Consider the following 23526-nt stretch of genomic DNA (forward strand, 5'->3'; position numbering starts at 1 on the left):
GATTCAGGACTTGGCCTAACGCTTTACTGCAGGAGCTTCAGGACCGTCTGCGGGATCTGGTTCGCCTGAGCGACCATTGCCGTACCGGCTTGCTGCAGCACCTGAGCGCGCGAGAGGTTTGACGCTTCCGACGCGTAGTCGGCGTCGGCGATGGCCGACTCCGAGCTTTGCGCGTTTTGCGTCGCGGCCTGCAGGTTCGAGATCGTCGACGAGAAGCGGTTCTGGATCGCGCCGAGCTGGCTTTGCAGCGCATCGACTTGTGAGATCGCCGACTGCACCGCTTGCAGCGCGGTTTGTGCGTCGGAGATATGCAGGACGTCGATGTTCGCGATGCTCGTGCTGCCCGTCGAAGCCGTGTAGATCGTCGTACCCGTGCCGGCCAGGCCCGTGTCGGTTGCGATGGCGCCCGTGCCCGAGATGGTGATGCCGGCGTTCGCGAACGATTCGAGGTGCAGGTGACCGCTCGAGTCCGCCGAGGCGCTCACGTCCGTGATGTGCGCTGCGTTGATCGCGGCAGCCAGATCCGAGGCGTTCCAGTTCTGACCCGTCGTCACGACCGTGCCGTTGATCGTGACGCTCGCTGCCGACGTGCCGCTCAGCGAAGCCGCCGAGTCGACAGCCTTGCCGGTTGCGCTCGCGTTGTTCGAGTTAGCGGCCAGCGTCGTGGCGTTCGAGCCCGAGAAGCCGATAACCTGACTCGACGACAGCGTGACCGTGCCCTGCAGCGTCACGTTCGAGATCGCCGTCGGTGTCGCGCCGACGGTTTGCAGAACGCCGCCGCCATTGGTGTCCTTGATGTCGATATCGCGGCCGTCTGCAGCCGTCAATGCCAGCGTGCCGTCCGAGTTGATCGACGCGCTCACGCCCGTTTGATTCGTCTTGGCGTTGATGGCGTTGACGATCGAGCCGCTATCGAGCGTCTGGCCCGTGCCCGGATCGAACACGTCGACACCGTTGATCTCGAGCGACGTCGCCGTCGTTGCCGTGGCACCGATCGAAACGTTCTGCACGTTCGTCGCCGTGACGCTCAGCCCGTTGATGTCGGCGTTGTTGATGGCTTGTGCCGCGGCGTAAGCACTGTCGGCGGCCTGGCCGGCCTGGTTGCCCTGACTCGCGCTTGCGATCGCGTACGTCTGACCGCTGCCGAGTTGAATCGACAGGCCGCCCGACGACAGGTTCGTCCCGGTGGCCGTGCCCATATTGAACGTGACTGCCGACGTCTGACCGATCTGCGATGTCTTGACGCTATTCGACAGATCGACGCTGATTGACTGGCCAGCATTGGCGCCGACCTGGAACGTCGCGACGCCGAGCGAGCCGTCGAGCAGGTTCAGGCCGTTGTATTGCGTTTGCGACGCGATACGGTTGATTTCAGCGAGGCGCTGCTGGACTTCCTGGTTCATCGACGATCGGTCTGCGTCGGTGTACGACGAGCTCGATGCCTGGGTCGCCAGTTCGCTGATGCGCTGAAGATTGGCGGTGATCTGCGACAGTGCCGCGCCGGCCGTCTGCGCAAGCGAAATGCCGTTGGTGGCGTTTTGCTGAGCGATCGTGAGACCGTTGATCTGGGTCGTGATGCGGTCCGAAATCGCCAGACCTGCTGCGTCATCCGCCGCGCTGTTGATCTTCTTGCCTGACGACAAACGCGTCACAGCCGAGGTCAGATCGGTTTGCGAGGTCGCCAGATTGTTCTGGGCGATCTGCGAAAGGATGTTGGTGTTGATGATCGATGCCATGAAACCGTTCTCCGTACATTGAGAATGCGTGCATTTCGGCGCACTGCCGTCACGCTTTGCGTTCGATATCGATGGAGTGAATATCGAATCGCTGGCGTTGTTTTTGTTTACGGAGAGGATATTCACGGCTTAATAAAAAGTCCGTAATCCGGCTTATAAATCGGTCTGTATTTGTGGAATAACTTATTGAGTAAATGCGGATTTGATATTGCGTTTCTGGACTAAGAATCTTGAATCGATTGCATGCAGTAGAGCGATGAATGAAATCATCAAACGCGAAAGGCATTGCAGTGATTTGCAATGCGTGAAACGCATGACAGAGCGCCGGGGAGGCTTGCGGCAGCCGGAACGTGGCGCGGGGCGGGTTCGGCGTGGTGAGCGGTTCGGGCGGAAGCGGCGAGGCGAATATCCCGTGAACGCCTATTCACGCGCGGGTCGGTGATGGCGGGCCATTGAAATTCATTGAGCGGTATGGCTGACCGCCAGCGCATTGAAGTCGCGCTTTATGATTCAATCAGCGTCAACGATTCCGCCGGATCCGCAATATTGATAAAGGGCGCGGGGGTCGGTTCAAGCGCTTCGCCATATATTCTCTTAATGGCATTCGGCGTATGTGTTTTCAGGGCCTCGAGAAAGACGCGGACTTTTTCGCCCCGGAATCTCGATGGCGGCATCACTGCGTGAATATCCTGCATCGGCGATTTCCATTCGGGCAGGACGCGTACGAGCCGTCCGGCGGCCACATCCTTCGCGATCACGCAGCGTGTCGCGAAGGCAATACCTCCCCCTGCGACGGCGGCGGCGCGACAGGCTGCTGTCGTGTCGGCCACAAAGCCGCGTTCGAACGTGATTTCGGCGTGTTCGCCTTGCGTCGACACAAGCGACGCAGACAGCGGCTTGGGTTGCGCGGAAAAGCCGACAAAAGGCATCGACACCAGATTCTCCGGGCGTAGTCCTGGCGACAGGTTCGCTGCACGTTCCGGGCTTGCCACGAGCCACTTTTCGAACTCGCCGATCTTCACCGCGCGCAGTGTCGAGTCGGCTAGCGGCCCGAAGTGAATCGAGATATCGATGTTTTCGCCAATCAGGTCGTGGCGACGGTCGCTCGAAATCAGCTCTACGTGAATGTCCGGATGTCGCGCACGCAGCTCCACGAGCATCGGCGTGAGGATGAGCGCGCCGAAATCGACGGGCGTGCCTACGCGCAATGTGCCGCGCAGCGCATCGCCATCCTGCGCGGCGGCCAGCGCGTCCTCGGCCCGGCGCAACACATCGAGGCTTGCCTCGTACAGCGTACGTCCCGCATCAGTCGGATTGATCTGGCGCGTTGTACGCGCCAGCAAGGCAACACCGAGCTCGGCTTCGAGACGCTGCAAATGCGTGGTGACGACGGCTTTCGACATGCCGAGCCTGCTCGCAGCGCCCGTGATCGAGCGCGCCTCGATGACCGCGACAAACACAGTCAGCCGATTCAAGTTGAACGTATGCAGGATGCTCATGCGATTGCGTGCCGATCAGAAGCGGTTATCGATGATCGCGGCGATGACTTGCCGTGATATCGATGAAGATTCTATTAACATCGACACCGCATTTGCATACTCTGCTAGGCCAAATATCTGCTCGTTCGTCTCATTTCGCGGGATACGCCGGCGATCCGCGCAGGCTCGCGCGGACCGGGGCGTCATGGTGTCCGATGGCGTCGACGATTAAGCATGGCGTGTCACGCGTTGACGTCATGTCATGGGTCGACGTCTCGCGCGTGACGGCGCGCCGTTAAGCGCGTTTGGTCAACAACGCATCGCGGACCTGGTATTCGACCGAGCAATCGCTGCAATCGACCTTTTCCGCATGGGTCGTGTTGAAGCGGCCGATCAGGTCGTGACCGAGGCGCGCACGAAACGCGTCGCGGGCGTTGGTCGGCATGTGTGAATACGCGTCGATCTGGTCGCGCGTGAAGCAGACCGTCAGCGCGCAACGCGAATCGAGCGAGGTGTCGGCGCTGGATGCGGTCACCCATGACAATTGAAAATAGCGGCGTTCTTCTTCGTCAACACTGCTGACGGTCGGACGCTTGGCGGCATCGAACAGGCCTGCAAGCAGCATTTCGAGCTCCTCGATTCGCTGGGGCACGTCGATATCCGTGATCATGGTTTCCTCCTTGGTGAAGTGTTGCCGGGTGTGAGTGCGTCTCGACATAAGTCTTGAGTTGAGCCTCGACTTGAGCCTCGACTTGAGTCTTGACGGGTTTTGACGCGCATCAACATCAACATCTGGGCGCGCTAGCGATTGACGTCGAAGTCGGCGTCGGTACCTTCATCCTCATCGATCTGATCAGGAATCCCTTCGTCGCTGACGTCGCGAGTGCTCAACTCCGAGCGGAGCCGATCGGGCTCGATGTCCGCGTTTTCGACAAGGTTTTCATCGCCGTCGGCGGCCGCGCGCTCGCCGGTGCCGTAGCGGTCGGTGTCGCTCGACGTTTCAATCTCTCCGGTCTCGAGCGCATGAGCGTCGAGTTCGGAGTCGACATCGAATTCGTGGCGCTTGGCCCCGAACATATCGCTGCCACTGTCGGACGAATCGCTCGGTCCGAGCGCGGCGGTGCCGTGTCCTTTGGGGGCGTCCGGCGTTTGCTCATCGGGTGGCAAAAGCGTGCTTGCCATGGTCGGCTCCTTGCTCTGTGTGCAGGTTGATAGGGCACTGCCTGCCTTAGGGATCGCAAGGGCCATTCCTCGCCATGTGCACCAGACAATACGAGGTCCAAAGAAAAGATCCCTGACGGCGCGTGACTGCGCCGACAGGGATCTTTTTTTGCTCAGCCGGGGCCTTGGAAACTTTTATGCTGATTCCAACGCACTCCGGGCAATACGCTGCGGTTTTGGCGTTGCGGCTATCAACGGTTATAGCCGTCGACGCGAACCCATGAACAACGTGACAAGGAATATCACCAGGAAAATAAAGAACAGGACCTTGGCGATGCTTGCCGCGCCCGCGGCGATACCACCAAACCCGAGCACGGCCGCGATCAGGGCGATCACGAAAAACACGGCTGCATAGTAAAGCATGGCTTCCTCCTAACAGGCTGATCCGACAGAGCCCGCCTGCGATCACGGCACAGACAGTGAGGCGGTCGTCGTGGAACACTCAGCATGACCCGTACCCGATACGGGCGATTGAAGGCAATTTATGGCGCGCCTGACGAGCGGGCGACCGCGGCGCACACTGGTTATTCAGTGCCCGCCTTTGGACAATGCTTGAACGGAAGCGCTTTTCTTGCTCACAGGCGGATCACCGGCCACGTCCGGCAACGACGGGTCATTCTTGCCTGAAGGCATCCAGCCACGGCGCGCCTTCGCGGACGAATACCGGCAACGTATCGATGCTGACCGTGTGCTCGATGCGCGTGCCGCCCGCGTGACGCGCTCCGCTGAACGCGTCGATCCAGGCGCTCCCTTCGGGTAAATACACGGTGCGTGAAGTCTGTCCGGCCTCGAGCACGGGGGCGACCAGCAGGTCCGGACCAAACAGATACTGGTCATCCATCTCCCAGCAAGCGGGCTGGTCCGGATAGGCGTAGAACATGGGCCGCATCAGCGGCGTGCCGTCCGTATGCGCCTGTGCCATCAGTGAGCGCACATAGGGCCGCAGGCTTTCGCGGATTCTCAGGAAGCGCAGCAACACGTCGTACGTTGCCGGACCAAAGCTCCACAGTTCATTGCCTGCACCGGTGTTGCACTGCGCGATACCGTCGCGATAGGCCTCGGCCGGTTCCGTCATCGGATCGCGATAGCCATGCATGCGCAGGATCGGCGTGAAGACCGCCCATTGGAACCACCGGATCATCAGCTCGTGAAATGCGGGGTCGTCGACATGGCCGCCATGAAACCCGCCGATATCCATCGTCCACCATGGAATACCGGCCATGGCCATATTGAGGCCCGCGCTCAGCTGATTGCGCATCGAGTCGAACGACGAGTGAATATCGCCCGACCACACGAGCGCGCCATAGCGTTGACTGCCGGCCCATGCGCAACGCACGAGGTTGACGATTTCGGTTTTCCCGTCGGCCGCCTGACCGTCGTAGAACGCCTTGGAATAGAGTGCCGGATAGATATTGCCGACCTCGAGCACCTGGCCGAGGTGATAGCGATAGTTGTCGAAATCGTAGACGGTATATTCAGGCTCCGCTTCGTCGAGCCAGAACAGGTCGACACCCTGGTCGGCGTAGTGAGCTTTGGCCTGCTCCCACACGTAGCGCCGCGCTTCGGGATGCGTCGCGTCGAAGAATTTCGTCTTGCCGAGATAGTCGAAGTCGATGCCGATGCCGCGATTGGTCTGCACGAGCAGCCCACGCTCCTGCATGATCCGGAAATTCTCTGTGCGGTTGTCGACGGTCGGCCAGATCGACACCATCAGCCGAATGCCCATGCTGTGCAGCTCGTTGGTCATCGCGGGGACGTCGGGCCAGTCACGCGGATCGAAGCGCCAGTCGCCCTGATTGGTCCAGTGGAAAAAGTCGATCACGATCACCGACAAGTCGATGCCGCGTCGCTTGTATTCGCGCGCGACCTCGAGCAGTTCGGCTTGCGTGCGGTAGCGCAGCTTGCATTGCCACAAACCAAGCGCGTAGTCGGGCATCATCGGCGGCGTTCCCGTTGCGGTCGCATAGGCACGCAGGATCTCGGCAGGTGTATCGCCCGCCGTGATCCAGTAGTCCATTTGTCGGGTCGACCGCGCATGCCAGCGCGTCTCGTTCTTTGCAAACACGGCTTCGCCGACGGCCGGGTTGTTCCAGAGGAATCCGTAGCCGAGGCTCGATACGGCGAACGGCACGCTTGCTTGCGAATTGCGTTGCGCCAGTTCGAGTGTGCAGCCCTTGAGGTCGAGATGCGGCTGCTGATATTGCCCCATGCCGAACAGGCGCTCTCCGTGTGTGGCTTCGAAGCGGACTGTGAGCTCGCATGCGTCGCCCTGGCCGGGACGGATCTCGCGCCCCTCGGTCTTCAGGGCGCTGATGGTCTTCGTGCTGCCCGGGCCGACACCCCAGAACGCTTCGCCAACATCGCGCTGGCGCCAGAGCTCTTCGAGTAGTTTCTCGCCGCGAGCATTGTGAAAGGTGAGCCGGCCCTGCTTGTCGACCGTTGCGCTGATCTGGCCGTGCGTGATCGTCATCGAGAACGCATCTTCGGTGAAGGTCGGCGTTGTGGCAGGTGCCGGCAAGAGCGCCCAGTCCTCGTTCAGCTCGATCTCGCGCGCTTTGGTCGCACGTACGCGAAGGCTGTTTTCGCCCCACGGCTCGATGCGTAACTGATGATCGTTGAGCTTCCAGATCAACGCGTGATCGCGGATGCTGAGTGTGGAGGGGAGTCGCGCCGCGTGCCCGGCGTGGGTCGAAGAGTTCGGTACGTTGGCTTTGGCATCCATATCGGTCAGTGATCCTGCTGTGTGATTTCGTAAAGCACGCCGGCGAAGGTTCGTCGTACGCGTGGATTCGTGTGAGCTACTTGATCGCGCCCGCCGTCAGGCCACCGACGATGCGACGCTGCAGCAACATGAAGATGCCGAGCACGGGCGTCACATAGATCGCCGAGTACGTCATGATCCCGATCCAGTCGGTGTTCGTTGCGCCGACGAATGTCGACAACCCGACGGTCGCGGTTTGGTAGGCATCGTCGAGAATCAGCGAGCGCGCATACACGTATTCCCCGAACGACTGCAGGAACACGAGGATGCCGCTCACCAGCACGCCATTGACGGCGAGCGGCAGGACGACACGAAAGAACGCACCCGCGGGCGACGCGCCGTCGACCATCGCGGCGTCACGCAGGTCGCGCGGGACCTGCACGAAGCTCGAACGGCACAGCACGATAAAGAACGGCAAGGTCTTCGAGATCTGCGCAAGGACCACCGCGGTGCGCGGTGACGTGAGCAGCCCGAGTGTCTTGAACGCCGTAAAGAGTGGCGTGACCATCAGCGACGACGGAAGCGCCTGCAGCACGAGCACCGCGAAGATGGCGATGCTCGTGACGCGATTCTGGCTTTGAGCCAGGGCATACGCGGCACCCGTGCCAAGCACGATCGTCAGGATCGTCGTGCCGCACGCGATCGCAAACGAGTTCCAAAGGAAGGTCGACATTTGCCGGTCGACAAAGGTCGCGACAAAGTGCGACTCGGGTGCGAGCGGCCACAAGGTCGGCGGATACCGAAACATCTCGGCCGCGCTCTTGAATGCCGTGATGTACATCCAGTACAGCGGGAATAGATAGAGGGCCGTCACAAGCAGCGCGACGACCAGCAGCAGGGTCTTTTTCATTGCAGGCATTCTCATGCGGTCATGTTCATGTAGTCGTGTCCATGCAGTCGTACTCACGCACTCGTACTCACGCAGTCGTTTCATGCCGGATCGACCGGACATATACGACAGCCACGATCAGCACGAGCACCAGCATGACGGTGGCCACGGCGCTGCCTTGAGCCACTTCGAAGGTCTGGAACGAGAGCTGCCACGACCAGTATTGGGCAACCTGCGATGAATTGGCCGGACCGCCTTGCGTGAGTGCGGCGATCAGGTCGAACTGCTGCATCGTCATGATCGCGCCGAGCGATACGACAGCGCCTAGCGTCGAACGCATCATCGGCAGCGTCATCGCGAAGAAGCGCCGCACCGGGCCCGCGCCGTCGATCTTGGCCGCTTCGTAGATCTCGGCCGGAATGCCGATCAGTCCGACCGACAGCAGCAACATGTTGAACGGCACGCCAAGCCAGATATTCGCAATGATCACGGCGTAGAGCGCGAAGTGGGGATCGGACAGCCAGAAGATCTTCGCGTGAATCAGACCCGCTGATATCAGCAGGTGATTCAGTACGCCGTAGTCGCCCGCGAACACGAGCTTCCAGATCGCGCCGACCACGAGCCCCGGCATGATCCAGCCTGCAAGAAAAAGGCCGCGTAAAAACGATGCGGCCGGAAAGCGCTGCATGAACAACAGCGCCAGGAGAAGGCCGATGCTGATCTGGAACACGAGCGACAGTGCAACGAAGAGCACCGTGTTCACGACGACGATCCGCGATTCGGGACGTGACATCACATCGAGGTAGTTCGCGAGGCCCACGAAGGGCCTGACGAAGAACGCGGGGCTCATCAGATCGACCTGCTGGAAGGACAGCACCACGTTATAGATCAACGGAATGCCGGCAAACAACAGCAGGTAGAGCAGGGCGAGCGAGCCCATGGCGATCTCGAACCGGTTGCGCGAGAAGGTCGTTGTGGCGCGAACGGAACGAGGCCGCACGACGCGTTGTTCAGTCAGGATATTCATCGTTACTTCTGGGCGAGCTTGTTGACCTTGTCGACTTCGGCTTGTGCGTTTTTCATTGCGGTTGCCGCATCGGCCTGGTGCGTGAGCACCTGCTGCATCGCCGTATAGATGGCCTTCGAGAACTGCATCCAGTCGGGGTTCGGGCCACGCGGACGCGCATAGACCATCTGCTCGCTGAAGACCTTGTAGGCCTCCGGCCATTGCGGATTTTGCGTCACGACGTTTTTGGACGGCGGAAGCAGGCCGAATTCGTTCCACTGCCGCGGCTGCTGCGAGTACATGTACTCGAGGAATTCGAACGCGAGCTGCGGGTTCTTGCTCGTCTTGAGGATCGCGTGGTCGAGGCCGCCGAGCGCGGATGCGCGCGGTGCGCCGGTCTTTTCAACGGGCAACAACGCGACACGCCATTTGAATTTCGCGCCCTTGGAGATGCCGGGCAGTTCCCAGGGGCCGTCGATATCCATCGCGGCGTTACCGTTGATAAAGCTTTGTGCGGCTTCGGACTGCGTGCGGGTCAGCGTATCGGGTGACGCAACCTTGTCGTCGATCAGTTTCTGCCAGAACTGCACGGCATGGATTGCGCCCGGTGAATTGAGTGAATTCCAGCTGGCGTCTGCGGTTTGAATGAATGGCAGGAACTGAAACGTACCTTCTTCAGTGCCAATTGCCGAGAAGCCAAGACCGTAGACACCCTTGGGCGCGTTGGTCAGCTTCTTCGCGTCGTTATAGAGCTCGTCCCAGGTTTGAGGCGGCTTGTCGGGGTCGAGTCCGGCCGCTTTGAACAGGTCTTCGTTGTAGTACAGCGCAAGCGTGTTGACCTCACGCGGAATCGCATAGACCTTGTGATCCCATGTCGCATTCTCGAGCGGGCCCGTGTAGATCTGATGGGTGTCGATGACCTTCGACTTCGCGAGGTACGGCGTCAGATCGACGAGCGCACCACGTGCCGCGAACATGGCGACATTCGGGTTGTCGATCGTCACGATGTCGGGACCATTGCCCGACATCGCTGCGCGCATCGTTTCGTCATTGAGCGCGGCAAAGCCTACGCGGCGGATCTGAACCTTGATCTCGGGATGCAGCTTCTGAAACTCGTTGGCGAGATCGATCGTGATCGACTTCTGTTCGTCGTTGGCCCAGATGTTCAGGGTCGGTGTGTCGGCGTGCGCGGCAGGCATCAGCATCGCGGCGGCGAGGCTCCAGCCTGCACAGATCGCAACTACAGTTCGCTTCATGTGCTCCTCCAAAGGGTGAGTGGCGCTGTCCTGGATCGTGCTGACTCTGTCGTGTTACAGAGATTTGTGGAAACGTTTCCCTAAATAGGCGTACGGAACGCGCATCAGGCTGGGACCAAGCCCGCAAAAAAGACCATGATTACGCGGCGGGTCGGGAAAAACGCCTCGGCAGCAGCGATGTCAGCGTGTATAGTTATGGAAACGTTTCCCGCCGACACGACAAATTCTTGTCGCTGGACCGGAAGGTGTCAAGGCGAGATGCGATCAATCGCAATGGCTGACGGACAAAAACACAATGACGCGGCGTGCTTGACGTTGCATGTCGAATCGTCGAAAAGCTTGCTGCACAATGGTGGCGCGCCGGCGTCGATCACCATGGCAAGCAAGGCATAGCGTGAACCCGATGCGGGTAAACAATAGGGGAAACAAGTGAGCGTAGGCATCAAGGCGCTGGCCAAGGAACTCAATCTGTCGATCGCGACGGTGTCGCGTGCATTGAATTCGAGCGGGCCTGTCAGTGCTGACACGCGCAAGCGCGTACTCGAGGCGGCCGCCGCCATGAGCTATTCGCCGAATATCTCGGCGGGCAGCTTGCGCAAGGGGCGCGTCGATACGATCGGGCTCATGCTGCCGGTCTATACGCAAGGGGAGAGTTATCCGCTCGCGCTCTTTATGGCGCTCGCGGACGGCATGCAGACCGTGCTGATGCGGCATCAACTCGATCTCGCGCTGTTTCAGAGCCATTCGAGTGAGAGCGAGCTTACGCAGATCAAGCGCATTGTCGGGCGCCGCCAGGTCGATGCGCTGATCGTGTCGAACACGCGGCGGCACGATAGCCGGCTCGATTTTCTGGCGACGCAAGACATTCCCTTTCTCGCCTTTGGACGCAGCGAATCGGGCGGCGAGCACGCGTGGCTCGATCTCGACATCGAAGCTCTGGCCGAGCAGGCGGTCGACCGGCTCGCGGGTTTCGGGCATCGGCGGATTGCTGTCGTCATGCCCGGGCAGGATGCGATGCAGGCGCATATCTACCTGAAGAGCTACAAGCGCGCCCTCAAGCGTCACGGCCTCGCGTTCGATGCGACGCTGGTGCGGCACAGTGAATTCAGCGAACGCGGCGGATATCGCGCCGCCGACGCGCTGGTTTCGATGGAGGACGTACCGACGGCGGTGCTGTTCCAAAGCGACGCGATGGCCATCGGCGCGTATCGGCGCTTCCATGAGGCCGGACTGACACCGGGCAAGGACATTGCCGTCACGACGGGGCTGCTGACGGGCGAGGTGACCGCCTATCTGTCGCCGGCGCTGACGGGCTTTACGCTGGCGCCTCGCGAGCTGGGCATGCGCATGGCCGAGGCGATGCTTTCGCAGATTCCGGGGACGGGGCACTATGAAGGCACGCGGATCGAACAAGTCTGGCCGCTGCAACTCGTGGCGAGGCCGAGCGACGAGTTTGTGCTTAAAGCGTAGGACGGCTTGCGAAGACCTGAAACGCGCGTCGGCATCCGGCGCTACACTGTTGCGTCGGGAATGGCTGATTGAGGCAAGCGTGCGGGCGGCGGGGAAACGGATGGGCGTTCGATGAAAGAGCAGAACTGGGTCGATTTGCGTGTCGATGCGGACACCGGCGTCGAGACGTTGCGCGCCCATTTCGAAGGGCACGCATACGACGCCCATTGGCACGACACCTACCTGATCGGCTATACGGAGCAGGGCGTCCAGCAGTTCGACTGCCGCCGTACGCGGATCCGGAGCACCCCGGGCCGCGCGTTGCTGATCGAGCCCGGTGACATTCACGACGGACACGGCCCGTCCGAAGGCGGATTCACGTATTCGATGCTGTACATCGAGCCAGACTGGCTGATGCGTGAGATGCGGGCCTGGTCGAACGATTTGCCGCTCGATGGTCAGCCACACTTTCCGCAGACGCTCTGTGACGATGTGCGCCTTGCGCAGTCGATCGCACACGTATTCGAAGCGTTCAGGGAGCCCGTCCCGCGCATCGTGCGGCACGCGGCGATCGACGGGATGTTCCGGCAACTCGTACCGCATGTGGACTGGCGAACGGGCGCGGGCAGCGATCCGCGCATGCCGGCGATCGCCTATCGGGCGCGCGAGTATCTGCACGATCACCTGAATGACGACATCAGCCTCGAAGACGTTGCCGCGGCATGCGGTGTCGACCGTTTTCGCCTGACGCGGGCGTTCAAGGAAGCATTCGGCGTCGCGCCGCATGCGTACCTGATCCAGTTACGACTGACGCATGCCTACAGAATGCTTGCCGCGGGCGAGGCGCCGGCTGACGTCGCACACAGGCTGTGTTTTGCCGATCAAAGCCATCTGGGTCGATGGTTTCGCCGCGCGTATGGCATGACGCCGGGGCAGTACGGCAAACGCCGCACAAATCTTCCAGACTTGCCGCGTCGCACTGGGTAGTCTCGACGGTTCCGAGGAATACCTCGATTACCGGAACTCAGAGATGGAATTCGATACGAAGGTCGCGATCGTCGTGCGCGAGGATCTGGCCTCCTGGCAAAAGCTCAATGTGGCGGCGTTTCTTGCGACCGGCGTCGCGGCATCTGCGCCGGACGCGATCGGCAAACCCTACGAAGATGCCAGCGGACGCCACTATTCGGCGTTACTGATCCAGCCAATCCGCATTCACAGCGCCGATGCGTCGGGTCTGCAACGCGCGTTCGAGCAAGCGCATCAGCGTGAGTTGACGATGTCCGTGTTCGTCAAGGCGATGTTCGAAACCGGCAACGACGACGACAATCGCGCCGCCTTTATCGCCGAGCCCGCCGGCGCCCCGGACCTCGTCGGCATCGCCTTGCGGGGCCCCAAAAAATCCATCGACAAAGCCATCAAGGGATTGCCGTTGCATCCGTAAAGCGCGTTGTCGGACCCGAATGGAAAAGTCCCACGTGATACGCAACATGGGACTTCGGGGAACGGAAGCGGAACGGCTCTTTCCTACGTAGGGCGCGGGCGCCCTCAACGCTTAGTTGAAGTCCGCGACCGCTTCCCAATCGTTGGTCTTCGTTGTCTTGTCGAAACCGGACGCCGTGCTTAACGCGCTTGCTGCGCTTTTTACGGCGGTCTTCGACGCCTCGTCCTTCTGCGTCAGCAGCGGTTGCAGATCCGGCGCCATCGACTTGAGCAGCTGGACAGCCATCGCGCTAGTGAAGTCGTACTTCGCGGCGTACGGTTCGTGGACGTTTGCGCTCAGCGCACCGTAGAAGTGGTCGCCGAGCGCGAACACGAACGTGGCGCTACGGTTGACCTTGCGCGATTCAATCAGACGGGCACCTGAACCGTAGACATTGAAGCGCTGGTCGCCCGTTCCGGTCTTGCCGTACACCGGCAGCACGGTGCCGTCGGGCAACACCATGCCAGCCGCAAGGCGCTTGCCGGTGCCGTTCTGGACGACGTCGCACAGCAACACCTTCTCGACGTTGGTGATCTCCGGCGAGAGCAGGGCCTTGGGCTCCGACTTCGCACGCACGAAATGCGTCTCGTACGGCGTGCCAACCGCAAAGTCGAGCTTCGTCAGGCTTTCGGTCGGCGTCGATTCGCCATTGTTCGCGATGATCCCGATCAGCTGCGCCAGCGCCGCAGGGCGGTCACCCGAGGCGCCGACCGCGGCCGCGTACGATGGCGTCAGATCGTCGAACGGATAGCCAAGCGCCTGCCACGACTGGTCGATGGCCTCATACGCATTGAGCTCGATCATCCGTTTGATCCGGCGATCCTGCACCGCATGCAAGCGCGGCTTGAAGAGCCACGAATAGGTGAGGATGCGTACGTCGTGGCTGGCTTTCTTCAGTTCGTCGTACTGGGCGCCGGGATGCGCGCGCAGGTAGTTCGCCAGCCACAGCGCCAACGGGTGCACGCCGGAGATATAGGCGCGGTCGTTAATGTTGAATCGATCGATGCCGTACTTGTCGTACAGCGTCTCGAGCTGATCGTCCGACAACGAGGTACCGGCCGGCGTGCCCTTGAGCTGCTCACGCATCTCGGTGTTGAACCACGACTGCGATTCATCCGGCGCGACGCTGCGCAGCACCGTGGCGATCTTTGCCGGCGACTTGTGCACGCCATGCAGCATCTGATCGAGCACCTCGTCCGCTTTCAGCGTGCCGTACTTGTCGTAAAAGCGCTTGAGAAAGACCTGGCTTTCCTGATCGGCAAACTTCGTCAGGTATTTGTTGCGAATCGCCGGGTCCTCGAGCCACTGATCCGAAGGCCCGGCGGCCTTGATCGTTTCGTAGTGAACGATATCGCGCATCAGGCGCACGAACACAAGGTTGACGGAGTTCTGGAACGCGACGTGGACGGTCAGGATGCGGCCGTTGTCGTCCTTGTCGAAGTTCGTGAAAGTCTGCTCGCCGCCGCCTGTGAAGAACACTTCACCCGGGTTCGCCGAATACTTGCGCTCGACTGCCTCGTTGAGCATCGCCTGCAACGAGTGGTCTTCGGTCTGCGACAGATAGTCGACGGCCCACTTCGTCAACGCATCCGACGGGTCGGGCTGAACACGCTTGAGCTCGGCAGCACTCAGGTCAGCGTACTTGTTATGCAGTTCCTCGACGATCTGCAGGTACGTAGTCAGCGTACGCAGCTTGGCCGTCGAGCCCAGATTCAGCCGCGCGCCCTGATTGATGTCGAACGGTTCGTTGACGCTGTCGGTCTGTACGCGCAGCAGGTTCGAATCGCCCCGGTGCTCGTAAAGCGTGAAGCTGAAGGCGATATTCGAAGGATCGTCGTTTGCGCCCAGCATTTCAAAACCATACATGCCGAACGCCTTGGCACCGTCCTTGGTCGACGCCGCGGCGAGCTTGGCGCTGACGGCCTGTTGAACGGTGTTGTCAAGCGTCGTCGTGGCGCTCAGGTCGAGCCGGTCGAGCTGATAGACGCCCGGGACGTCGAGCACGCTGATCAGATGCGAACGCATCGAGGTCACGGCCTTCCGAGTCAGGTACTCGGAAACCGTATCGGAGTCGGGCGCGTTTGCGAGAGTGAGGTGGGCGGAAATCGCCGCATCGCGGAGCGCAGGCGAGATGACGCCGGCGCCGGCAAGCAGACGCAGATAGCTATCGGCCATGCGCTGAAGTTCAGCGTAGCCGCTACGCAGGAAGTACGACGGCGCGCGCTGCGCGATCAGCAGCGACAGCGCCTGACGGAAGGCCAGCCCCTGGTCCTTGACGTTGTCCGGCGTCGTGGGCGCCATCAGCAGGCGATTGATTTCTTCGAAGTCGCGTCCGTACCAGGCGGCCATGCCGTCGCCGAGGCCGGTGACTTCACCGACGTGGGCCCGCGCGGCGAGTGGCACGGAGTTGAGGTAGTGCACGACGATCTGGCGGCGCGCAGGCATTGTCTGCGGCCCGTTCAGATAGGCGCGTACCGAGGCCGATGCGATCTGGCGAAGCTTTTCGGTGGGCTTGGCGGTGCGGCCGTCGGGCGAATGCCGGAATTTCTCGATCTGCGTGGCAAGTGTGCTGCCACCCGGGGTCGCCTGACGATGATTGATCACGCGCAGCCCCTGGTCGGCGAGCGCGCGGCTGAAGCGTCCCCAGTCGATCGCCGGATTGCGGTTCGGCTGGTCGGGATCGAGCAGATAGCGATCCTCAATAAACAGCAGCGAATTGACGACGACAGGCGGGATCGCATCGAAGCCTGAATACGTGCGATGCGGGTAGATCATGCTGAACAGCGGAGCCCCGGTCGCGTCGAAGAGTTTCAGGCCGGCCTGATCCTTCTCGGCATACGGCAGGAACAAACCCTTGTCGGCGAGCTGCAGCATGCGCTCGGAACTGCGTCCCTGTGACTGGACGACAAATCCTTGTGCGAGGAGCCGCTTCTGGAATGAAGGTAACTGCGCATAACCGAGCCGCGAGTCATAAGGCGCGTCGGCCGGAAACCGGATATGCGGGCTCGGCCCGGGTTCAACCTTGAACGCAATATCCCGAGTGAGCTCGGACAAATAGTGTGCTTGCCAGCGCGATGTTTCTATTTCGATCTGGCAAAGCTTGGCCACAATGGCCAGCACAACTAAAAAGCCGACCAGCAGACCCCATTTGATCCACTTCCATACCGGAACCGTACTGAACGTACGAAGTTGCGGTATACGCACTAACTGCCGATTCATCTCGAAATCTCCCCGCCGATCCCTAAAAATCGGTTACCTCTTTTGTTACTTAAGTGTAGTTCGGGCGCTAGTGGTTGATACGCGAGAAATAGCGGCACAAAAGGCCCCGATTACGGGCTTGCTTGCAATGAATATCTCTGCTAGCTGAGCGTTTCCCAGCGGGGCGCAAGGACGGCGTTAGCGAGTGCGAAATATTCCTCGCGGTTAAGCGATTCCGCGGGATTGAAATCACTAGCGATTCGCGGAAGTTCTGGAGGCTTTTTATCGGCCTCGGATCGGCTGGAATGGCTGTTGCAGTGCGGAATGTCGTCACCCTGTGCGGTTAAGGAAAGCCTAAGGTGGCGCCCGGGTACGCAAATGCGCGTCGACCGTTGTTTTATTGTTTGCGCGGGTGCTCTTTTATAGATCGCGCGAGGTTGAGTGGCGTCGCGATCTGGTCATCGCGTTCTGGTCACCCGCAAATATTCGGAATCGCCATAGTCAAATTCATAAATCTGACAAATTCGAGTTCGTTCGATACTTGCCCCTCCACTAATAAAGGAGGGGACATGGATCAACGGACAGCATGCCGTTTCCCGCTGTTATCCACGCTGGTGCTCGCCGGTGCATTCGCGACGGTTTCCGTGGCGAATGCAGCGACGCCGGCTCAAACGAGCTCGACGCCTCACAGTGCCGCGCAGGGACATTGGGTCAATGCGTGGCAAGGCAGCCCGACCACGGGTGCGACATTCGATACGAAATCATGTCCGTCGGATGTGGGCCTCGAGAACCAGACGATCCGCAATGTCGTCTATCTGAGCGCGGGCGGTCAGCGTATCCGGATCAAGGTGTCGAATGCGGGCGGTACGACGCCGCTGAAGGTCGGGCAGGTCACTGTGGCACCCTCGGGCGGGACAGACGCCTCGACGTCCATCACGCCACGCACAGTGACGTTCGCGGGTGCCGGATCCATCGTCGTGCCCGCAGGCGGGGAAGCCATCAGCGATGCGGTGGCGCTGCCTGTGCACGCGCTGAGTTCGCTCGCGGTGAATATCTTCGTGCCGGCGAAGACGGGTCCCGCCACACAGCACTTCCTTGCTACTGCGACGAGTTATCTCGCCGATGGCAACCAGGCGGCCGACGGCGCGGCCACCGCGTACTCACGTCCGGTCAGTTGCTGGATGTTCGTCTCCGGCGTCGATGTCGACGCGCCGCGCAATGTGGAAGGCACCGTGGTGTTCCTCGGCGACTCGATCACCGATGGCTACAAGTCGACGACGGACAAGAACCTGCGTTTCCCTGACGACGTTGCGCGCGAGATGGTGAAACGCAAGGGCCCGACGTTCGCGGTGTCGAACGCGGGCATTGCCGGTAACGAGCTGCTGACGAATCGCGATCTGCAGATGTTCGGTGTCGCCGCGGCAGCGCGAGCGGCACGCGACGTCTGGACGCAGCCCAATCTGAAAGCGGTCGTGTTGCTCGAAGGGATCAACGATATCGGCGACAAGTCGGCCAAGGCGGCCGACGTTATCGGCGCGATGCAGCAATTGATCGCGCAAGCGCATGCGACAGGTGTGCCGATCTTCGGCGGAACGCTGGTGCCGTTCATGGGTTCGAACGAGACCTATAAGTCTGATTACGGCACGGCTGCGGGCGAGGGCGAACGTCTGAAGGTCAATGAGTGGATCCGCACGAGCCATGCATTCGATGGCGTGATCGATTTCGACGACGCGACACGCGATCCGTCGGATCCAAGCCGCATGAAGGCCGAGTTCGACAGCGGCGACCACCTGCACCCGAGCGATGCGGGTTACGAAGCCATGGCGCGGGAGATCGATGTCGACGCGATATTGCGTGCGCACGTGACAGCGGCCAGGCCGTAAGGAAGGGTACGTGAGGCGCTGACGCGCCTTCGTCGAGAGGCCGGCAAGGGAGCGCTCTTGCCGGCTTTTTTTTGCGAGCCTGTCTCTATCGGGTCATGCTTTGCGGGTCGCCCCTTCGTAGGTCGCGTCCATCCTTGCCGGTCGCTCTTCCGCCCGGTCGCGGGCGGCCGTGGCGCCGCTTCATGCCGGTCTAGGCGGGATAGAGTCCCAACGTCCTCGCCTGCAATCGCGCGAGACCCATCAGCGCATCGGTGAACGGCGTGGGCACGCCGGACATCGCACCGAGCTCACGCACGGCGCCCACGAGTGCGTCGAGCTCGACTGCTCGCCGCGCCTTGACGTCCTGCAGCATCGACGTTTCCATGGCGCCGAGCTTGAGCGTCGTCGCGTGCCGGTCCGACGGTTGCTGATCGATCGGAATACCCATGCGCGCGCCGATCTCCTTGGCCTCGAGCATGACGCTCGTCACGAATGCGCGAACGAGGTCGTCGTTCAGGATCCGGTCGGTCGTCGCGCCGGTGATCGCGCTGATGGGGTTCATCGTCATATTGCCCCAGAGCTTGTACCAGACATCCCGCTGGATAAAGTCCGATCGCTCCGCGGCAAAGCCGGCTTCGGCGAGCAGGGCCTGCACGTCCGTGGCCGCGTCATCGCTTGCGCCGGAGCCGGAGCCGGGGCCGGCACCGGATGACGCGGGCTGCGCCGACGCGTTGCCGACGATCAGGCGATTGCCCTGGTGATGCTGAACGACGCCGGGCGCGGCGAGCAGGCAGCTCGCATGCACGACGCAGCCGATGACCTGGGAAGCGGGCAGCGCGGCAGTAATGGCCCCGTCGGGATCGACGGACGCAAGGCGGTGGGTCGCGAATGTGCCACCGAGGCCCGCACAGAACCACCAGGGCACGCCGTTCATCGCAGTCAGGATCCGGGTGCCGGGCCCGACGAGGGGCGCGATGCCATCGGCGACTGATGCCATGGCGGGCGCCTTGACGGCGATCACGACGAGGTCCTGGACGCCGATATCGGACGGATGGTCCGACGCACTGACTTGAACAGTATGGGTCTCGCCGGCTTCGATGAGCTGGAGACCGTTCTCGCCGATGGCGTCGAGTGTGGCGCCGCGGGCCACGACGCTCACGTCATGACCCGCCTTCGCGAGGCGTACGCCGATCCAGCCGCCGATCGCGCCGGCGCCATATATACAGACTTTCATGGGGTGCTCTCAGGCCTGTGGGGTGCAAGCCTGAAGTCTAACGGCAGGCGGACGTCGCGGCCGAGCGCAACGGACGGGCTCGTCAAGCCGCGGGCGCGGACGCCTGCGATCAAGTCAGGCTTCGTCACGGCACTCAGCGATCGCTTGCGGCCCGACCTGTTCGCGGCCGTGATCGTTTGATGCGGTCGATCGACGTGATCAGATCGCCAGCCCTGCCGAGCCGCTTGCCTTCTGCTCGGCCTGCTGCACCTGCTGTTGCGTGAGCTGCTTCTCGCGCTCGGCAATCTTCTTTTCCGCGGCTTCGCGGTCTTTCGGCGACATGGCCTTGAGCTGGTCTTCCGTGTAGCCAAGCTGAGCAAGTACTTCGGCGCGCATCTGGTCGGACGGGCTGCCGTCCACGAAAGTGTTGAGCTTGGCGAGCACCTGGGCGAATGCCGACTGGCCCGTCAGGCTCGACGAGCTCGAGGAATTCGACGTCGACGTGTTCTGCTGAGATGTGTACGTGTTGTGAATACGCATGGGAGCAATCCCTTTCAGAGGATGGGTTCGGGGGAGGCTGCCGGAACGCGGAACCGGCTGAATCGAACTATGCGTCGGGCGCCCCGACGCCGATCTTCTGAATAGAAGGAGTGGCTTCGTTCATCACTTGCGATTGACTGACAAAGCGTCAAATCGGGCAGCGTCGCTGCCCGGCATGCGTTGGGGACGCTCGCGGACCTCGCCGGATGCCCGCCGCGCATAACTGTTACCGCCTCACATGCAGACCCCGCATGGCCTTCTGAGGGCCGATCTTTTTATGCAAGCGCTTGCAAGGGTTAACCAGTAAATCGGCTAAAAATCGGCCGATTTAGGTTCAAACAGGCGTCGCATCGACACAACGCCCGATCTGCCTAATAAAAAAGCTAACCTGTATATGATTGCCCGAGCAAATTTATTCTTAACCAGTTCATTATTTACAAACACCTGCTTATGGTTATGACGTTTATTTTAAGCGTGGTGTAAGTCATTGTTTTATATGGATGAGTCTTGAATCTGGTCATATTGGCCTGACTAGATCGCTTCGGTACATCAACCTTCATCAATCTGCAACACAACGTATCCCTAACGTTTTCCCTAACGCGTTTTGGGGAATCCGCATCAAAAACAGGCTCTTAAAATTGCGCCGAAATGTGAAGCGGGTATTTCACATCTACGGAAGCACGACGGACTGGGGCGCCGTCGTTCGCGGACCCACCCACCCGCGTTTTTACTGACCGAGGAGACGTAATGAAAAAGGTTGTTCTGACTACCTCGCTGCTGGCTATCGCCGCAGCAGCGCAAGCGCAAAGCAGCGTCACGTTGTACGGCCGTATCGATAACGGTATCCAGTACGAAAACGGTTCGCCGCAAGGTCACAAGATCGCTGCCGAAAGCGGCGACTGGGGCTGCTCGTGGTTCGGTATGCAAGGCAGCGAAGACATCGGTGGCGGTACCGCCGTGATCTTCCAATTGGAAGGCCAGCTCAACACGCAGAACGGCACTTCGTCGGGTGCTCTGTTCGGTCGTCACGCAACGGTTGGTCTGACGAACGAGAACTACGGTACGTTCAAGCTCGGTAACCTCGGCGCAGGCGAACTCCAGCAAGATAGCTGGGCACTCGACCCGCAGCTGATGCAGCGTTACGCCATCTCGACGCTGACGCACGGTCGTAACTGGCCGGGCATCGCCAACGGCTTCGAGTACACGTCGCCGAAGTGGTTCGGTCTGACGTTGAAGGGTCAATACGACCTGTCGAACAACACGAACTGGAACTCGGGTGTTCTGCCCGCAGGTCAAGGCCGTAGCGATGCGATCGAAGCGATCTACGCAACGGGCCCGCTCGAAGTTCGCGTGATTTATGACGAACTGCGCAGCACGCAAGGCAACTTCAACAATCTGTATGCGGCATCGCGCTCGATCATGGGCGGCGGTACGTACACGCTCGGTCCGGTCAAGTTGTGGGCAGGTTACCAACACTTGAACGCACCGCAAGCGTCGGACGCATCGGTGTTCGGTACGGACGCAGTGAGCGCAGCGAACCTGCCGGGTGGCGTGTCGGCTCCGACGTCGGCTGACCACGAGTGGGGCGGTGCGGCATGGCAGGTCACGCCGGCTGCCACGATCACGGGCGCTGTGTACCACACGAACGTGAACCACGGTAACGGTAACGCGACGATGTACACGCTCGCAGCGACGTACAACTTGTCGAAGCGCACGTTCCTGTACACGGAAGCCGCTTACCTGCATAACAGCTCGACGTCGAACATCGACCTCGGCAACGACTCGTGGGGCCCGAATAACTACAACGGCGCCAACAACACGACGAGCGGTGCCGGTGCGAACAACCCCGACTACGGCCACAGCATGACCGGCGTCTTCGCCGGCATCATGACCGCGTTCTAAGCAGCAGATCGTCTCCGCTGTACCCTGTAGTCCGACAAGCAGTTAAAAGACGCAATACAACGACGGCCGCACCTCCGGTGGCCGTCGCATACCGCCACAACGCTTCCCCAGCAGCGTTGTGGCGTTTTTCTTTGCAGTCATCGAATACGAATCGATGCGCCAGCCTATCCGGCGACGACGGACTGCGCGATGGAGCCGTTGCTGCGTGTGCCCTGACGTTGCTTGAGCCAGTTTGCACAGAGACGGTTCACTGCGACCGACCCTGCAACTGCAAGCAACATCGGCACGAGGAAGTCGTGATCGATGTGCGTGAATTCCGACATCAGCACGATGGCGGTGATCGGCATGTTCATCGACGAAGCCAGAAAGGCCGTCGCGCCGATGATCGCGAATGCGCCGAGTGGCGTGCCGGGCCAGACCAGTGTCCAGAGACCGCCGAGCACGATCGCAAGCAATGCGCCGTTCGACAAGCCGGGGGTCAGCAGACCGCCTTCGGCGCCGGCTCGCAGCGAGCTCACGGTGATCGCGACTTTCATCACGAGCAACACGGCCGCGAGTCCGATTCCAATCATGCTGTCGAAGCCAAGCTGTGCGGGTGTCTTGCCGTTGCCGAGCAATTGCGGCAGGTAGATCGCGAGCATGCCGATCGCTGCGAAATTGATCACGGACAGGACCGGCAAGGCCCAGCCTCGCGCTGCGTGTTTGCGTGCATGTTGCGTGATCTGACTAAAGCCGAACGCCGCGACACCAAACGCAGGGCCCGCGATAACCGACCACGTGACGAGGCTGGCATTGAGCGCGAAGTGCGGCACCGTGTATTGCGATTCGTCGCCCAGGCCGATCCATGCGACGAGCGCGGCAATGACCGAGGTCGCTAAGGCCGGGATAAGAACGGGCAGGCTGAAAGTGCCGAGCAAGACTTCGAGCACGAACACGGCGCCGCCGAGCGGCACGTTGTAGACGGCAGCGAGGCCCGCGCCCGCGCCGCATGCGACCATCACACGGCTTTCCTCGACCGACAATCCCGCACGCCACGACAACCAGCCCGCGAACGTCGAACCGATTTCGCGCGGCGCGACTTCACGACCCAGCGGAGAACCGAGCGCAACGGTCACGATCTGAAGCAGTGCATGGGAGACTGTCGCGACGACCGGCATGCGCGGATCGTTGGCGCCGATGGCCTTCTTGATGCTGACGAGCGGCTTGGCGAAACGATAGACCGCATACCAGCCGAGACCGGCAACAAGCCCGCATGCGGCGAGCACGGCAACGCGTCGTTCAGGCGATGATGCACTGACGCCCGCATAGAAACTCGGACCACCGATGAGTCGATCGAGGCTGTAGCCGTAGGCCAGGTGTTGAATCGCATGCAGCAGCAATGCGAGCGCCATGCCGCCGATGCCTGCGCCGACGCCGGTCAATACGGTCACCCAGACGAGTCGGGAAATTGGGCTTGGCCCGACGCCGTAGCCACCCTTTTGCGCGGCATGGGCGGTTCCCGTCGCGGATGCGCCGGTCGTGTCCGTGATGGCGGGGACGGGGCGGGCGGAGGTGGCGGCGGTGTTCATGGCGGTCTCGTGGCTCACGATGGCGCC

18 protein-coding genes are annotated in these 23526 nt (G+C 61.1%); 5 read left to right on the forward strand and 13 right to left on the reverse strand.

What is annotated here, in order from left to right; genetic code table 11:
- Window positions 1-23 precede the first annotated feature (23 nt).
- From ACMFWR_RS30255 to ACMFWR_RS30295, 9 genes are all read right to left on the reverse strand, one after another.
- Window positions 24-1736: a flagellin gene (locus tag ACMFWR_RS30255; RefSeq protein ID WP_413196064.1), complete on the reverse strand. Its 1713-nt coding sequence runs from the start codon at window positions 1734-1736 to the stop codon at window positions 24-26.
- Window positions 1737-2239: 503 nt separating this feature from the next.
- Window positions 2240-3235: a LysR family transcriptional regulator gene (locus ACMFWR_RS30260; protein ID WP_413196065.1), complete on the reverse strand. Its 996-nt coding sequence runs from the start codon at window positions 3233-3235 to the stop codon at window positions 2240-2242.
- A 274-nt stretch (window positions 3236-3509) separates the two neighbouring features.
- The gene (locus ACMFWR_RS30265) at window positions 3510-3884 is read right to left on the reverse strand and encodes a hypothetical protein (RefSeq protein WP_413196066.1); all 375 of its coding nucleotides are present in this window, start codon (window positions 3882-3884) and stop codon (window positions 3510-3512) included.
- A gap of 131 nt (window positions 3885-4015) precedes the next feature.
- On the reverse strand, window positions 4016-4396 hold the full coding sequence (locus tag ACMFWR_RS30270; protein ID WP_413196067.1) for a chemotaxis protein: 381 nt from the start codon (window positions 4394-4396) through the stop codon (window positions 4016-4018).
- A gap of 237 nt (window positions 4397-4633) precedes the next feature.
- On the reverse strand, window positions 4634-4798 hold the full coding sequence (locus ACMFWR_RS30275; protein ID WP_413196068.1) for a DUF1328 domain-containing protein: 165 nt from the start codon (window positions 4796-4798) through the stop codon (window positions 4634-4636).
- Between the two features lie 250 nt (window positions 4799-5048).
- On the reverse strand, window positions 5049-7157 hold the full coding sequence (locus ACMFWR_RS30280) for a TIM-barrel domain-containing protein (RefSeq protein WP_413196069.1): 2109 nt from the start codon (window positions 7155-7157) through the stop codon (window positions 5049-5051).
- Window positions 7158-7233: 76 nt separating this feature from the next.
- On the reverse strand, window positions 7234-8046 hold the full coding sequence (locus tag ACMFWR_RS30285; RefSeq protein WP_413196070.1) for a carbohydrate ABC transporter permease: 813 nt from the start codon (window positions 8044-8046) through the stop codon (window positions 7234-7236).
- A 67-nt stretch (window positions 8047-8113) separates the two neighbouring features.
- Window positions 8114-9052: a carbohydrate ABC transporter permease gene (locus tag ACMFWR_RS30290; RefSeq protein ID WP_413196071.1), complete on the reverse strand. Its 939-nt coding sequence runs from the start codon at window positions 9050-9052 to the stop codon at window positions 8114-8116.
- A gap of 2 nt (window positions 9053-9054) precedes the next feature.
- Window positions 9055-10287, reverse strand: a complete 1233-nt coding sequence (locus ACMFWR_RS30295; RefSeq protein ID WP_413196072.1) for an ABC transporter substrate-binding protein — start codon at window positions 10285-10287, stop codon at window positions 9055-9057.
- A gap of 429 nt (window positions 10288-10716) precedes the next feature.
- On the opposite strand from ACMFWR_RS30295, the gene ACMFWR_RS30300 reads away from it, so the two are divergent.
- From ACMFWR_RS30300 to ACMFWR_RS30310, 3 genes are all read left to right on the forward strand, one after another.
- A complete protein-coding gene (locus tag ACMFWR_RS30300) occupies window positions 10717-11757 on the forward strand; it encodes a substrate-binding domain-containing protein (RefSeq protein WP_413196073.1) in 1041 nt (346 codons plus the stop codon).
- A 111-nt stretch (window positions 11758-11868) separates the two neighbouring features.
- Window positions 11869-12723: an AraC family transcriptional regulator gene (locus tag ACMFWR_RS30305; protein WP_413196074.1), complete on the forward strand. Its 855-nt coding sequence runs from the start codon at window positions 11869-11871 to the stop codon at window positions 12721-12723.
- A gap of 43 nt (window positions 12724-12766) precedes the next feature.
- Window positions 12767-13177: a DUF2000 family protein gene (locus tag ACMFWR_RS30310; protein ID WP_413196075.1), complete on the forward strand. Its 411-nt coding sequence runs from the start codon at window positions 12767-12769 to the stop codon at window positions 13175-13177.
- A 111-nt stretch (window positions 13178-13288) separates the two neighbouring features.
- Here the strand turns inward: ACMFWR_RS30310 and ACMFWR_RS30315 are convergent, their stop codons facing one another.
- Window positions 13289-16435 carry a transglycosylase domain-containing protein gene (locus ACMFWR_RS30315; RefSeq protein WP_413196076.1) on the reverse strand — a complete coding sequence of 1049 codons (3147 nt, stop codon included), beginning with the start codon at window positions 16433-16435 and terminating at the stop codon, window positions 13289-13291.
- Between the two features lie 548 nt (window positions 16436-16983).
- On the opposite strand from ACMFWR_RS30315, the gene ACMFWR_RS30320 reads away from it, so the two are divergent.
- Window positions 16984-18297 (forward strand): GDSL-type esterase/lipase family protein, encoded by a 1314-nt coding sequence (locus ACMFWR_RS30320; protein ID WP_413196077.1) that lies wholly within the window; start codon window positions 16984-16986, stop codon window positions 18295-18297.
- A 190-nt stretch (window positions 18298-18487) separates the two neighbouring features.
- Here ACMFWR_RS30320 and ACMFWR_RS30325 read toward each other — a convergent pair whose 3' ends face one another.
- Together ACMFWR_RS30325 and ACMFWR_RS30330 are read right to left on the reverse strand one after the other, a co-directional pair.
- Window positions 18488-19510 (reverse strand): 2-dehydropantoate 2-reductase, encoded by a 1023-nt coding sequence (locus tag ACMFWR_RS30325; protein WP_413196078.1) that lies wholly within the window; start codon window positions 19508-19510, stop codon window positions 18488-18490.
- A gap of 198 nt (window positions 19511-19708) precedes the next feature.
- Window positions 19709-20029: a hypothetical protein gene (locus ACMFWR_RS30330; protein WP_413196079.1), complete on the reverse strand. Its 321-nt coding sequence runs from the start codon at window positions 20027-20029 to the stop codon at window positions 19709-19711.
- A gap of 747 nt (window positions 20030-20776) precedes the next feature.
- Here ACMFWR_RS30330 and ACMFWR_RS30335 point away from each other — a divergent pair.
- A complete protein-coding gene (locus ACMFWR_RS30335; protein ID WP_413196080.1) occupies window positions 20777-21931 on the forward strand; it encodes a porin in 1155 nt (384 codons plus the stop codon).
- Between the two features lie 164 nt (window positions 21932-22095).
- Here ACMFWR_RS30335 and ACMFWR_RS30340 read toward each other — a convergent pair whose 3' ends face one another.
- Window positions 22096-23499 (reverse strand): chloride channel protein, encoded by a 1404-nt coding sequence (locus ACMFWR_RS30340; RefSeq protein WP_413196081.1) that lies wholly within the window; start codon window positions 23497-23499, stop codon window positions 22096-22098.
- Window positions 23500-23526: the final 27 nt, after the last annotated feature.

The organism is Pararobbsia alpina, assembly GCF_965118125.1.
GTDB classification, from domain to species: domain Bacteria; phylum Pseudomonadota; class Gammaproteobacteria; order Burkholderiales; family Burkholderiaceae; genus Pararobbsia; species Pararobbsia alpina_A.